Origin of the sequence: Rahnella contaminans (assembly GCF_011065485.1) — a bacterium.
GTDB classification, from domain to species: Bacteria; Pseudomonadota; Gammaproteobacteria; order Enterobacterales; family Enterobacteriaceae; genus Rahnella; species Rahnella contaminans.
Genome location: NZ_JAADJS010000001.1, coordinates 631,297 through 645,626, shown reverse-complemented (window position 1 = coordinate 645,626; position 14,330 = coordinate 631,297). Strand labels below are relative to the sequence as shown.

Below are 14,330 nucleotides of genomic sequence, written 5' to 3'. Positions count from 1 at the left end.
CCTCCGGTAAGAAAAAGCCGCCAGAGACAAAGTAACAGCTGAAAGTCTAGGCGATGAGAGATGAGAGCGGTTTGCGTTAGCGCAATGTTTTGTTGACTGGACTGTAAGGAATACGCATAAGGTTATAAGAATTTATTTAATGTCATAACCTGAGGGAATATAAGTAATTAAAGTAACCGGCGGACAAACCACATCCTGTGAGCATCAGATTTATGGCATTGCTTGCTGATACAGATCAATAAACGTCGCCACACCGAAGAATATAGCCCGCTAAGAGTATTATCCCTGTAATAATTTAATCAGTAAGGAGCCGCTATAAAGCGCATCCTTAACTAATGCCGCGCCGGGCATTGTTCCCTGATTATAAAATTGCGTGGATTCCAGTTTGATATTTTCGCTATACGCGGGAAGTGATTGCTGCTGAATACAGGACATTATCGCGGGATGAAGAATATCCTGAGATAAATTAAGCGGTGAGCCGATCAGCACTTTTTCCGGATTAAACAAATTCACCATGATCGCCAGAATACGTCCTACGCTCTGCCCCACGCTGATAATCACATCACGCGCCAGCTGATCGCCCCGGTTCGCGGCGTCACACACTGCTTCAATCGTCAGAGAAACGCCGTGCAGCAAACTGGCAGGCACCGGCACCGTGAGGCGCTGACGCACTAAATCCAAAATACTGTCGGTACTGGCAACGGTTTCCAGACAACCGTGATTGCCGCAATAACAGCGTTTCCCGTACGGATCAACCTGCGTGTGCCCGATTTCGGCCACGCTGCTGCTGCCTGCGTGCAAAACGCGCCCGCTGGTAATCACCCCGGCGCCGACGTTGTGGTCAATCACAATCTGCACCACATTTTTGCAACCGCGTGACGCACCGTACAACGATTCTGCCAGCGTCCACGCGCCGATATCATGCTGAACGTACACCGGCAGGCCCGTATGTTCCGAAAGCGTATCGCCAAGCGGCATATCGAAAACGTCATGATAAAACGGCATGCGGTGAACAATGCCCCGGCGCGCATCAATCATGCCCGGCAGGGTAATCGCGATGGCGGTCAGGCGCTCAAGTTTGCGCTGATGGCGGATAAAGAACTGATCGATTTCAGAAATGATGCGTTTAAGCAGCGGCTGATGCGCCTGCTCCGGCAGCGGAAGCACTTCTTCTACCACCAGTTTGCTGCTCAGATCCCGTAAACCGAGAGTGATCGACCCCAGGCTGATACGTGCCGAAAGGTAATGCCAGGCCTGAGTATCCAGGGCTAAACCAATGGCGGGACGCCCGCGGCTTCCCGGATCCTGAAACTCAGTTTCAAGTACCAGATGTGCCTGTAAAAGTTCACGGACAATCTTGGTAATACTGGCCGGAGCGAGTTGAGCTTTTTTAGAAAGTTCTATGCGCGAAATGGGACCAAACTGATCTATCAGGCGGTACACAGCACCGACATTGGTTTGTTTAATCTGATCAATATGTCCGGGTTGCCCGTCGGGGATCACTCAAGGAACTCCTGTTATTTTCGCGCTTCAAAATAAAGATTAGGGCTATGTTGGGGTTTTTGTCATATGTCGTCAACTATTTGATTCGTTATGTGATTTGGTGCACAAATTGTGTGAAAAGCCTCTCAGAATTGACTGGAAATACAGCAGGTTTGCCCCCAGTTGCACAGTCAGTTCTCCCGGAGCAGTAAATCGATAAACGCCCGCGTGGCCGCGGTCATCGGGCGACGCGCGTGATTCACCAGCCAGAGCTGCGTGGTACCTTCTGCTTTTCCGAAACGCAAATAACGCACGCCATCGACCTGAATGCGCAAATACGACGCCGGCAATATCGACACGCCTAAACCCGCCGCCACCAGCCCGATAATCGTCAGCGGCTCGCCCACTTCCTGGGTGATAAAAGGCGTTATTCCCTGTGTTTTGAGCTGACCGAGAATATCGTCATACAGCGACGTGCCGACGTCTTTGGAGAAGAACACGAAAGGCTGATCGGCCAGATGCTGAAACGTCAGTTCGCCGTCAGGCAGCGCGTTCAGCGGATTGTCTTTGTGAACCACGGCAATCAGCGGTTCCGACAGGATCAGATGATGCGCCAGCTCTTCCGGCAACTCGCCGTTGCGCATAATCCCCAGATCCAGCTTACCTTCCAGCAGCGGTTCGATTTGCTGTTTACTGTTGAGTTGCTCGATCCGAATATTGACGCCGGGATAGGTCAGCCTGAAATGATGCAGCGTGCGGGAAACGCGACGCATAAAAGGCGCGGAAGACGTCAGCCCGAGCGTCAGATTCCCTGATTCGCCGCGATGAATTCGTGCCGCCTGCGCCGCTGCTTCATCAACACGCAGCAAGATCTGCCGTGCTTCCTGCAAAAATGCCTGTCCGGCCTGCGTCAGCCGCACGCTGCGGTTGTTTCGGTAAAACAGCGTCGCACCGACGTGGGTTTCCAGCGCCTGAATCTGCTGGCTGAGCGGCGGCTGAGAAATATGTAACCGCTCAGCGGCACGGCCAAAATGCAGCTCTTCGGCGACTGCGATGAAATACCGCAAATGACGCAGTTCAATGTGGCTCATGGTTTAGATCAATTTATCCTCATTGATATGTTTAACGTATCGTTCTTGCGAAATTAATATATTAGACAATATATCGGCCACTGTTAAAATTTTCATACATTTTAAAATTTAGTTTTACAGCTCATCGCGTTAAGGAATTCCAGTGAAAACCTCCCGGCGGATTTCCGCTGCACCAGCCAATGACTCTGTTAATGACGACGAATTAAATCCTGAAAGCCCCGTCGCCCGTTCCGGCCTGAAAACCCCTTTTATCAAACGCGGAACACCGCAGTTTATCCGCGTCACGCTGGCTTTATTTTCAGCGGGTCTGGCGACGTTTGCCCTGCTCTATTGCGTTCAGCCAATTCTGCCGGTGCTCTCGCATGATTTCGGGGTATCGCCTGCGACCAGCAGTTTATCGCTGTCGTTATCCACCGGTCTGATGGCGGTTGGCCTGCTTTTTACCGGCCCGGTATCGGACGCCGTGGGGCGTAAATCGGTGATGGTGGTGGCGCTGTTACTGGCCGCGGGTTGCACGCTGGTGTGTTCCTTTATGCAAAGCTGGGACGCCATTCTTATCATGCGCGCGCTGATTGGTTTGTCGCTGAGCGGCGTGGCGGCGGTTGCCATGACGTATCTGAGCGAAGAGATTCACCCGAGCGTCGTGGCGTTTTCGATGGGGTTATACATCAGCGGGAATTCCATCGGCGGGATGAGCGGACGTCTGGTCAGCGGCGTTCTGACGGATTTCTTCTCATGGCGTATCGCTATGGCGGTCGTCGGTTTCTTCGCGCTCGCCGCAGCGATCATGTTCTGGCGCATTCTCCCGCCTTCAAAGCATTTCCGCGCCAGTTCGCTCAAGCCGCGCAAATTGCTGATTAACTTCAAACTCCACTGGCGGGACAGTGGCCTGCCTCTGCTGTTTGCCGAAGGTTTCCTGCTGATGGGCAGCTTTGTGACGATGTTCAACTACATCGGTTACCGCCTGCTCGCCACGCCATACAACCTGAGCCAGGCCATCGTCGGTATCCTGTCGATTGTGTATCTGATGGGCACTTACAGCTCGCCGAAAGCCGGTGTGATGACCGGTGTGTATGGCCGCGGCCCGGTGCTGATTGGTTCAACGGCCATCATGCTGGTGGGGATTTTGATCACCGCCTTCTCACCCGTCTGGATGATTTTCATCGGAATGATCCTGGTCACCGGCGGATTCTTCGCCGCCCACTCGGTTGCCAGCGGCTGGATCGGCCGTCGCGCACGCCGCGCGAAAGGACAGGCGTCGTCACTTTATCTGTTCAGCTACTACGCGGGATCGAGCGTCGCCGGGACTCTGGGAGGATTCTTCTGGCACGCCTACGGTTGGTACGGAATTACGGGGTTTATCAGTCTGATGTTGGTTGTTGGGGTCGGTGTCGGGATCCGGTTGATGCGGCTTTCTGAGGCAAAAGCCGCTTAATGCCATTTTAAGAACCTGGGTTGCCACCCAGGTCAAAACCTTGGGCTCGCCACCCAAACTGGCCCAGATGGCGCGTTAACGCGCGCGCCCTCCGGACACCCGCGCTTTTTAACTGCGCCAGCCCGAATCACTCACCCAGTTTAGAAAGCCTCCTCTGGCTGTCAGCCTCAAATAACTGCATCCGCGCAGTATCAATCTGCACCCAAACCCTGTCCCCCGGTGCGGCACCGGATCTCACCATGCTGTAAACACTCAGCCGTTCTCCACCGAATGTACCGTGGATAAGCTCACTCAGGCCGGTGGGTTCGATGAGCGTAACGTCCAGAGGAACCGCGCCAGGCGCGCCCTGTTCGCACAAGACAATGGCTTCGGGCCGCACGCCGCAGGTGACTTCTGCACCACTTTTCAGGTTCATAATCTGCGGGTCAACCGGCAGCGTCTGGCTGGCATTGATGCGCAGCTGCGGAGCGGAATCACCCAGTTCGATTGTGCCGTTAATGAAGTTCATTGAGGGCGAACCGATGAAGCTGGCGACGAATTTATTGGCGGGTGTGTCGTAAAGTTCCAGAGGAGTGCCAACCTGCTGGATGACGCCGTGGTTGAGCACCACGATGCGGTCGGCAAGCGTCATGGCTTCGACCTGATCATGGGTGACGTAAACAATGGTGTTGCGCATGCGCTGGTGCAGGCTTTTGATTTCAATGCGCATCTGCCCGCGAAGCTGAGCGTCAAGATTGGAAAGCGGTTCATCGAACAGGAAAACCTGCGGTTCACGCACAATCGCCCTGCCCATTGCCACGCGCTGACGCTGGCCGCCGGAAAGCTCTTTCGGACGACGGTGCAACAGCGCCGTCAGCCCGAGAATATCCGCCGCTTTGTTCACGGCCGCGTCGATTTCGGCTTTCGGGCGTTTTTGCACTTCAAGGCTGAAACCCATATTCCGCGCGACGGTCATATGCGGATACAGTGCGTAACTCTGAAATACCATCGAGATATCGCGGTCTTTTGGCGCGACCTGATTCATCAGGCGCGTGCCGATGTGAATGTCCCCCGCCGTCGCCAGTTCCAGCCCGGCGATGGTGCGCAGCAAAGTGGATTTTCCACAGCCCGAAGGCCCGACTAACACCACAAATTCGCCGTCCTGAATCGTCAGGTTGATATGACGCAGCACTTCGACATTTTCGTAACGTTTTTGAAGATCGGAAATCGTAATCTGAGCCATAAAATTATCCTTTAACCGCGCCAGCCGTCAGCCCCTGAACCAGGTAACGCTGAATGAATGCAAAGAAAAGACAGGCGGGGATCAGCGCCAGCACCGCCGCCGCCATCATGTCGCCCCAGGAAACCGCGAATTTCGACACAAAACTGAGCAGCCCGACCGGGAAGGTCATCACCTCGTTTTTGTTGATAAGCATCAGCGAGAACAGCAGTTCACTCCACGCAGCGGTAAACACAAATCCGAGCGTGGCGGCCATGCCCGGCAACGTCAGCGGTATAATGACTTTGCGCAGCGCCATAAAACGGCTGCACCCTTCGAGCATCGCCGACTCCTCCAGATCTTTCGGAATACTGTCGAAAAACGACTGCATCAGAAAAGTGGCGAACGGCACGTTGAACGCGGTGTAAATCAGGATCAGCCCCAGCAGGCTGTTGGTCAGCCCGAGCGGTGCCATCACTTTGTAAATCGGCGCGAGGATCATCACCAGCGGGAACATTTGCGTGAACAGCAGCAGCGCCGCCATCACGGTTTTGCCACGAAAGCTGAAGCGCGAAAACGCAAAACCTGCACCGGCGGCGATCACGGTCGTCAGGAATGCGGTGCCGAATGACACAATCAGGCTGTTAAAGAAATACAGCGGAAACTGGCTTTCGGTAAACACGCGCTGGAAATGCACCAGCGTCAGTTCACTGGGCCACATCCGCACGCCTTCGCTGTAGAGCAGTTTGTCCGGTGTAAACGAAATCTTGATCAGCCAGTAAATCGGAAACAGCGCGAACAGCAGGTAAAAGAGGATCCCCAGCCGGTGTCCCCCTTTGCGGAGCCACAAATTTAACGAGAGTACGTTCATCGGATTCTCCTTATTTCAACAGCTGGTGGCGGATACGCAGTAAAACCAGTGCGTACAGCGTCATCAGAACCAGCAGGAATACCGCCATCGCCGAGGCATAGCCAAAGTCGAGTTTCCGGTAGGCCGTGGTGAAAATGAAACTTGACAGAATCGACGTCGAATTTGCCGGGCCGCCGTCGGTCATGACCACAATCAGGTCGGCAAAATTGGCAATCCAGATGGTGCGCAGCATGACGGTAATCGCGATCATCGGTGCCAGAAACGGCAGCGTGACTTTGCGAAACTGCTGCCAGCCGGATGCGCCGTCCATCGCCGCCGCTTCATACAAATCTTTTGGGATCGACTGCAACGCCGCCAGCAGCGTGATGGCAAAAAACGGAATGCCAAACCAGACATTCGCCAGCACCGGGCCGTAAAGCGCCAGCGTCGGATCCGACAAAATGTTGTAAGGCTCAGAAATAATGTGCAAATCCGTCAGCCAGTACGGCAGCACGCCGATCACCGGATTCAACAACCATGCCCAGGTCAGACCGGAAAGAAACGCGGGCACCGCCCACGGCAGAAACACCAGCGCCTGGACCCAGCGGCGGCCGGGGAATTCACGGTTGAGCAGCAGCGCCAGACCGAGCCCCAGCGCGAACTGTAAAACCAGCGACGTGGCCGTCCAGTTAAAGGTGTGACGCAGTGCGGCGTAAAAATGCCGATCATCAAACATTGTGCGGAAGTTATCCAGCCCGACCCAGCCGGTATCAAACGGGTTAAGCAGCTGAATATTCTGGAAAGCATAAGAAATGCCGATCGCCATCGGTACAAAAATAAACAGGCCAATCAGCACCATCGTCGGGCTGAGATAAACCCAGGGTTCAAGCAGCGCCCGCAAACGGGGAAAGCGCGGCGCGGCAGCGGTGTCTGGCGGTGAAACTTCCAACATCATGACGCGTCTCCAGTTGTAAAAGGTGTTAACTCCGGCACCGCGTGCCGGAGCCGGATGCTTACTTCTGCGTAGCCAGCCACGCCTTTTGCTCTTTGGTGAGGTATTTCGCCCAGTCTTTCACCATGCTTTCTGTGTCGTTCTGGCCGAGCAGCGTCTCCTGCGAGCTGTCTTTCACAATCACCGAGTTAAAATAACCCCAGCCTTTAAGGTGTGTCGGCATGGTAAGCGGAATGTAATCCGGACTGTTCAGCTCGGCAAACCAGCCGGCGAACTGCGGCGCGTGGTAATACGCGTCCTGCTCAGCGCCTTTGTAAATCGGCAGCGTGCCGACGAATTTCGACCACGTCAGGTTGTTTTCTTTGTTGCTGAGGAAGGAAATCAGATCCCAGCTTTGATCCTGATTTTTACCCTGTTTGAACATCGACCAGCCGGTGTAACCGATGGTCGGATAGGCTTTGCCGTTGGGCCCGAGCGGCATCGGCGCGACCGAGAAATCGTCCGGGTTCATGCTGTTTTTGATGGCGATCAGCGCGTCCGGATCCTGATCGAGCATTGCGCATTTCCCGGAATAGAAGCCGGAGACTATTTCGTTAAAACCCCAGTTGACGCTGTCTTTCGGCGCGTAACCTTTCTGGTACATGTCCACCAGGAACTGCGCCCCTTTAATTGCGCCCGGATGCGTCAGCGTGCTGTTGCCGTCTTTGTCGAAAAAGTCCGGCGAGCCGTTCATCGCCGCCATAAACATCATCCAGGCGTTAGTGCCACCGACGCCACCGCGCATGCAGTAGCCGCTGATGCCGTTGCCCAGCCCGCTGATTTTCTTCGCATCGGCCATAAACTCGTCCATGGTTTTCGGTGGCTCAGTCAGCCCGGCCTGCTGGAAGAGTTTTTTGTTCCAGAACATCGCCCGCAGATAGAAACCGTAAGGGATCATGGTCGCCGTGCCGCCGGAAGAGCGCGCCATCGTCAGCGTTTTATCGGTGAGATCCGGCGTGCCGCTCCAGCTTTTCAGGCGCGGTTCGAGATCGGCCAGCATCCCGTTGCTGGCGTACAGCCCCTGCCAGGTATCAGGCATTTCCACGACGTCCGGATATTGCCCGCTCTGAATCATCGTGCCGAGTTTTTCAAACGCCTGCCCCCAAGGCAGTGACACCACTTCAATCTCGACATCCGGATGTTGCGCCTTGTATGCGGTCAACATTTTTTGCAGCATTTCGGTACGCGCCGGGCTGGTGATCACTTCCACCAGCGTCAGTTTGGTGGCGGCAAAACCGGCACAGGAAAACAGGCTGACGCTGAGGGTCAGCGCGCTGAGCAAAGCATGACGTTTCGGGTGTCGCATAATCTTGATTCTCCACGGAGCTAAGGGTCGGATCACAGGAACAGTCGTTGATGTTTTTACCGGGTTCAGGAACAGGCGCTTTCGATGGCGTTTTTCAGGTCGCGCCACAGATCGCCGGTGTCTTCAAGGCCGATAGAAATGCGGATCACGCGTGGCGATACGCCAAAATCAATCGCCGAGTTAAATTCGCCCGCCTGATTCAGCACGGAAATGGCGGGCATCACCAGGCTTTCAAATCCGCCCCAGCTCACGCCCATCCGGAACAATTTCAGTGCGTTACAGAATGTCGGAATGTCGATGCCCTCGCTGAGTTCGAATGAAAACAGGCCGCTGTAACCGGTCAGCGTTGACGTCGGCAGCGGGTCTAAACCGGGATGATTCACCTGCGTAATGCGAGAATAGCCCTGTAAACGTCGCGCCAGTTCCAGCGCACTTTCGTGATGCTGACGCATACGCAGCGGCAAAGTCCGGAGGCCGCGCAGTAAAAGCCAGGCTTCGTTAGCCGACAATTTCCCGCCTAAAAACGGGCTGATATGACGGGTAATCGCACCGATGCGTTCCTGACTGGAGATGACCAGACCGGCTACGACATCGCTGTGCCCGCTGATGTATTTGGATGCGGAATGGATCACCAGATCGATACCGGCCGCCAGCGGTTTCTGGAAAACCGGCGATGCCCAGCTGTTGTCGATCATCGTGATCACGCCGTATTTTTTTGCCAGTGCGGCAATCGCTTTCAGATTCTGCTCGCCCATCACCCAGCTGTTCGGGCTTTCCAGATACAGCAGTTTCGCGCCCTGAATCGCCTCTTCCAGGGCAGGAAGTGAACTGCCATCCACGAACTGAGCCTCAATCTGAAAACGGGTGCAGAACCCGCGCAGGAAGCGGTAGGTATCCGGGTAAACGTGATTCACACACACGACTTTGTCGCCCGGCCCGGCCACGCTCAGAATGGAATTGCTGATCGCCGCCATGCCGCTGCCGAAGGCCAGACAGGCTTCGCCACCCTCCAGTTCCGCGACCTTTTTCTGCAATTCCACTACCGTCGGGTTATCAACGCGGGAATACAGCGCGTGATCGCTGTCACCGCGAAAACGGGCGATCATGCTGTCATAATCGGTGAAACTGAATAATGATGACTGATAAATCGGCGGCGAAATCGCGCCGCGATCATGGCGTCCGTCGTGGACTAAACGGGTGTATTCGTGCAACTCATCGTGCGGGCTTTTATCATCTTGCTGCATTGATCACTTCCTTCATGTCACGTTCAGTTATGTTCAGAATGTCGTTGCTCAGCCTGCGTGCGGTTTCCGGCTCGCGCCGCGCAATGGCTTCAAATAAGGTCCGGTGCAGCGGAAAAGAGTCGCTGAACAGCGCCTGTTCCGGCGGTGATTCGAAAAAGGCGTGCAGCAGGTCGTAGATGCCGCCGACCATTTGCAGCAGCAGCGGATTGTGCGCGGCGGTGTAAATCGCAGCATGAAACTGCCAGTCTTCGGCTCCGGCAGAACCGACGCTCAGATGCACTTTTTCCATCACACCGAGCTTTTGTTCGATAAACAGCAAATCGCTTTCCGTCGCCCTGACTGCTGCCAGCGCCGAGGCTTCGCATTCAATGATCCGGCGGACTTCCAGCGCGTGAAGCATGGTGGCGGAGTCGTTTTTAAAGCGCAGGGACAGAAAGCTGTCGTTAGCGGTGACTTCCGATTGCAGGAAAGTGCCGCTGCCTTTTTTTCGCACGATAATGCCCAGCGCTTCCCAACGTTTCAGCGCCTCGCGGACGGTATTCCGGCTCACCGCCAGCCCTTCCGCCAGCACGCGCTCGGGCGGCAATTTTTCACCCACGCGGGTGCCGGACTGCGCCACATAGCGGGTCAGCGCATCAAGCACCAGCGTGTCACTTTGCTGAGGAGCAATCGGGTGCAACAAGTTCAGTTCACCGTGCATATTGTTCTCCGCGCATCGGCCAAAATTGGCCCAACAACTCAACCTGTGAACCACTTTGCAATTTGTTTGCCAGTTTTTAGATAAAGCGCTAACTCACTGATTTCCCCTCAGATAGCGTATTTGCGCACCGATCCGGGTAACAAAACCGCGATCGCCGTGGTGCAAAAATCACCGGTTTTGTTATGTCACTGTGCAGGATATGTTCAGACTTGTAGCACGCAATGGATTGACGCTCGTTAGCGCAAATGATAATTGTTATCATGTAAATTCATTTCATCAGGCAGGTTTGTATGACCACGAACACTGACCGCGCGTCTGTCGCCACCGTTTGTATTGTTGGCGGCGGCCCAGCCGGACTAATGCTGGGCTACCTGCTGGCCCGCCAGGGAATTGACGTGACGGTGCTGGAAAAACACCGGGATTTTCTGCGTGATTTTCGCGGCGACACCATTCACCCTTCAACGCTGGACATCATCTGGCAACTGGGTTTTCTCGATGAGTTTCTCGCCCTGCCGCATCAGCGCGCCGAGAAGCTGTACGGCGAAATCAACGGCAAAGAAACCACGCTGGCGGATTTCACTCATCTGCCGACGCAGTGCAAATTCATCGCTTTTATGCCGCAATGGGATTTCCTGAATTTCATCGCCAGCAAGGCCGCGCTGCTGCCGAATTTCCGGCTGATCCACAATGCGCAGGTGCTTTCGCTGCGGGAGAATGAATCCCAGATAACCGGTGTTCTGGCGGATGTGAACGGCGAAACGCAGCATTTCGACGCCGATCTGGTGGTGGGTTGTGACGGCAGAAATTCGATTGTGCGCGAGCAGGCCGGGATGGAAATCCGCCGTTTCGGCGCACCGCGTGACGTGCTGTGGCTGAAAATCAATAAACGCACGGACGACCCGCAGTGGTCGATGGGGCATCGCGGGCCAAAGAAAAACTTCATCATGATCGACCGCGGCGATTACTGGCAGTGCGGTTATTCGATTCCAAAAGACAGCCTCGACGCGCTCAAAGCGCGCGGCATCCCGCCTTTTCTGGATTTGCTGACTGAAGTCTCACCGTTTGAGCGTGAGCGTCTGGGCGAAGACATTCAGAGCTGGGACGACGTGCGCCTGCTGGTGATCCGCATCGACCGCCTCAGAGAATGGGCTAAACCCGGCCTGTTATGCATCGGCGACGCCGCCCACGCGATGTCCCCGATTGGCGGCGTCGGCGTAAATCTGGCGATTCAGGATGCCGTCGCGACCGCAAATATTGTCGCGCAACCGCTGAAAGCCGGGCGTCTGACGCTCCGTCACCTGAAACGCATCCAGCGGCGACGGACATTCCCGACGTGGGCAACGCAGACGTTACAGATTATGATCAGTAAGGCCGGGCAAAAACCCCGCAAGCGCGCCCCTTCCCGGCTTGAAAGCTGGCTACGGGGGAGGAAGTTCATTCCCTTCCTGTTCGGACGGCTGATCGGAGTCGGGTTTTATCGGGAGATCCCGAAGTTATGAGCGTGAGACGCACAATGCGTTTGCAAGCGGACTGAGTAGGTTTCGGTTTTTCAATTGCGGTGATCGCTCAGCGGCTCGCGCCGAAACCGACCAAAAGGGGAAAGTGCTTTTCTCCTTTTGGATTTCCCCACGCTTTTTCAACACGCGCTCCGCTCGCTGGCACTGTTTTAGTAACGCCTCTTATTGCCGCGAAAACTTGCCGCCAGACGGTGCCTTCGTTTCGGTGTTCGAGCCTTGGGTCCCGAAACTCTCACTCAGCAAGCTTTCAAAAATCACGCCGTATGAGCACCGCAAAAACCGCCTGGTGATGTCGGTCATACATCACAAATATCAATCCTCTCCCCTATTTCATCACCGATAATTGACAAGCGTCATTACGCCGGAACGGTTAATTGTTCAAAGTGCCCGCCTTTCACTTGGATCCAAATTTAATCTCGGGGAATACATGTATGACAGAGTTATTGATAGGTCTGGTGGTGGCCGTGTTTGTCGGGCGGTACATCATCAAGGGGTATTCACCCACCGGCGTACTGATGGTTGGCGGGTTAATACTGCTGATTATCAGTGCGTTAATGGGCCACAGCGTGTTGCCGGAAGGCACGAAGAGCACCGGCTGGAACGCCACGGACATCGTGGAATACGTCAAAATCCTGCTGATGAGCCGCGGTGGCGATCTCGGGATGATGATCATGATGCTGTGCGGTTTCGCGGCGTACATGACGCACATCGGCGCTAACGACGTAGTGGTCAAACTCGCATCACGTCCGCTACAGATGATTAACTCGCCATACATTCTGATGGTCGCGGCCTATATTCTGGCGTGTCTGATGTCGCTGGCGGTGTCTTCCGCGACCGGTCTCGGCGTACTGCTGATGGCGACGCTGTTCCCGATTATGGTGAATGTCGGCATCAGCCGCGGCGCGGCGGCTGCGATTTGTGCGTCGCCGGCGGCCATTATTCTTTCCCCGACCTCAGGCGATGTGGTGCTGGCGGCGCAGGCGGCCAACATGCCGCTGGTCGATTTTGCCTTCAAAGTCACCCTGCCGATTTCGATTGCCGCTATTGTGGCGATGGCCGTCGCGCATTTCTTCTGGCAGCGTTATCTGGATAAACGCGATACCGCCGTGGTAGATAGCGTGGATTCCAGCAAAGATGACGTCATTGAAACCAACGCCCCGGCGTTTTACGCCATTTTGCCTTTCACGCCGATTATCGGGGTGCTGATTTTTGACGGTAAATGGGGCCCGAATCTGCATATCATTACTATCCTGGTGATCTGCATGGTGCTGACTGCACTGATTGAAACAGTAAGAAACCGCAACGGGAAAGCCGTGTTTGCCGGGCTGGACGTCGCGTATCGCGGTATGGCGGATGCGTTTGCCAACGTCGTGATGCTGCTGGTTGCGGCTGGCGTTTTCGCGCAGGGTCTGAGCACCGTCGGCTTTATCAGCAGCCTGATCGGGCTGGCGCAAAACTTTGGTTCTGGCAGCATTATTATGATGCTGGTGCTGGTCACCATCACCGTCCTTGCGGCCATGACCACCGGCTCGGGCAATGCGTCGTTTTATGCGTTCGTGGAACTTATCCCGAAACTGGCGGCGAAAATGGGCATCAACCCGGGATATCTGGTGATCCCGATGTTACAGGCGTCCAACCTTGGTCGCACCATTTCACCGGTCTCCGGCGTCGTGGTCGCCGTGGCAGGTATGGCAAAAATCTCCCCGTTCGAAGTGGTAAAGCGCACCTCCGTGCCGGTTCTCGTGGGGCTGATAGTGGTTATTGTCGCCACAGAAATTCTGGTTCCGGTTCACTAATTCCCCTCCTTTTCTAATGCTGAAATCATTTGCGCTCTATCAAGGCGGCAACTGAGCAAATCCCCGGAAGCATACAAAAGTATGTGACCGGGGTGCGCGAAGGAAGCCAACGCCGAGACAGCGTGAAGGATGAAAGTATTGATCACATAAATACGATATGGGCTAATACCAACTCAGGTTAAGCTACTGCGCCTTGAAGGTCGGGGAAAAAGCCCCGTCTGAGTGATGGCGAAATCCGCGTAATATAGGCTTTTTATGTCGAATAATCCGGGCTACAAACGAATCGGCGGGTGGTTACTGGCCCCGATGGCGTATCTGATTGTCACGCTGCTGAGCGTTGTATTAATGCTGTTCCTGTTTTCAATGGCCATATTTATGCCGGAATCACGCGAATATTTAATCACCAATTCGCAGGCCTTTACGCTGCAATGGTATTTCTCCTTGGTAACCACGTTAGCGATGGGGTTATTTACCGTTGCGGTTCTCTGGCAATTTTGTAAGCGTGCCAGAGCGTTACCAAAAATGTATATTATCTGGTTGTTGTGTACGGTATTGCTGGCGGTAAAAGCCTTTGCATTCTCGCCGGTTACCGATGATCTGGCCGTGCGTAACTTACTGTTACCCTTATTGGCTGCTGCGGTGTTTGTGCCTTATTTCAAGCGCTCACTGCGGGTGAAAGAAACCTTCACGGAATAACCCTGAAGTTTTAATGTTTATTAT

The 14,330-nt window shown here is 54.7% G+C and carries 12 protein-coding genes; 4 read left to right on the top strand and 8 right to left on the bottom strand.

The genetic code is table 11. The features are described 5' to 3' along the window. Positions 1-279: 279 nt before the first annotated feature. Positions 280-1,503, bottom strand: coding sequence for a sugar metabolism global transcriptional regulator Mlc (gene mlc / locus GW579_RS02945; protein ID WP_152326155.1), 1,224 nt, complete (start codon positions 1,501-1,503; stop codon positions 280-282). A gap of 170 nt (positions 1,504-1,673) precedes the next feature. Continuing rightward, a complete protein-coding gene (locus GW579_RS02940; protein ID WP_152326154.1) occupies positions 1,674-2,573 on the bottom strand; it encodes a LysR family transcriptional regulator in 900 nt (299 codons plus the stop codon). 142 nt (positions 2,574-2,715) lie between these two features. On the opposite strand from GW579_RS02940, the gene GW579_RS02935 reads away from it, so the two are divergent. Then, positions 2,716-4,008: an MFS transporter gene (locus tag GW579_RS02935; RefSeq protein ID WP_152326153.1), complete on the top strand. Its 1,293-nt coding sequence runs from the start codon at positions 2,716-2,718 to the stop codon at positions 4,006-4,008. 127 nt (positions 4,009-4,135) lie between these two features. Here the strand turns inward: GW579_RS02935 and GW579_RS02930 are convergent, their stop codons facing one another. The 6 genes from GW579_RS02930 to GW579_RS02905 form a co-directional block, all read right to left on the bottom strand. Continuing rightward, complete coding sequence (locus GW579_RS02930) at positions 4,136-5,230, bottom strand: ABC transporter ATP-binding protein (RefSeq protein WP_165057422.1); 1,095 nt, start codon at positions 5,228-5,230, stop codon at positions 4,136-4,138. Between the two features lie 4 nt (positions 5,231-5,234). Continuing rightward, positions 5,235-6,077: a carbohydrate ABC transporter permease gene (locus GW579_RS02925; protein WP_152326151.1), complete on the bottom strand. Its 843-nt coding sequence runs from the start codon at positions 6,075-6,077 to the stop codon at positions 5,235-5,237. Between the two features lie 10 nt (positions 6,078-6,087). Beyond that, the gene (locus GW579_RS02920; RefSeq protein ID WP_101078854.1) at positions 6,088-7,011 is read right to left on the bottom strand and encodes a carbohydrate ABC transporter permease; all 924 of its coding nucleotides are present in this window, start codon (positions 7,009-7,011) and stop codon (positions 6,088-6,090) included. 58 nt (positions 7,012-7,069) lie between these two features. Next, positions 7,070-8,353 (bottom strand): ABC transporter substrate-binding protein, encoded by a 1,284-nt coding sequence (locus GW579_RS02915; RefSeq protein ID WP_152326150.1) that lies wholly within the window; start codon positions 8,351-8,353, stop codon positions 7,070-7,072. 65 nt (positions 8,354-8,418) lie between these two features. Continuing rightward, entirely contained in the window at positions 8,419-9,597 is a 1,179-nt protein-coding gene (locus tag GW579_RS02910; RefSeq protein WP_152326149.1) for an aminotransferase class I/II-fold pyridoxal phosphate-dependent enzyme, read from the bottom strand. Further along, the gene (locus GW579_RS02905) at positions 9,584-10,297 is read right to left on the bottom strand and encodes a FadR/GntR family transcriptional regulator (protein ID WP_165057420.1); all 714 of its coding nucleotides are present in this window, start codon (positions 10,295-10,297) and stop codon (positions 9,584-9,586) included. The genes GW579_RS02910 and GW579_RS02905 overlap by 14 nt, the downstream gene beginning before the upstream one ends. 290 nt (positions 10,298-10,587) lie before the next feature. On the opposite strand from GW579_RS02905, the gene GW579_RS02900 reads away from it, so the two are divergent. The 3 genes from GW579_RS02900 to GW579_RS02890 all read left to right on the top strand — a co-directional run bounded on the left by GW579_RS02900 (position 10,588) and on the right by GW579_RS02890 (position 14,306). After that, a complete protein-coding gene (locus GW579_RS02900; protein ID WP_152326147.1) occupies positions 10,588-11,796 on the top strand; it encodes an FAD-dependent oxidoreductase in 1,209 nt (402 codons plus the stop codon). A 449-nt stretch (positions 11,797-12,245) separates the two neighbouring features. Further along, positions 12,246-13,610 (top strand): anaerobic C4-dicarboxylate transporter DcuC, encoded by a 1,365-nt coding sequence (gene dcuC, locus GW579_RS02895; protein ID WP_165057418.1) that lies wholly within the window; start codon positions 12,246-12,248, stop codon positions 13,608-13,610. 255 nt (positions 13,611-13,865) lie between these two features. After that, a complete protein-coding gene (locus GW579_RS02890) occupies positions 13,866-14,306 on the top strand; it encodes a DUF2569 domain-containing protein (RefSeq protein ID WP_165057416.1) in 441 nt (146 codons plus the stop codon). Positions 14,307-14,330: the final 24 nt, after the last annotated feature.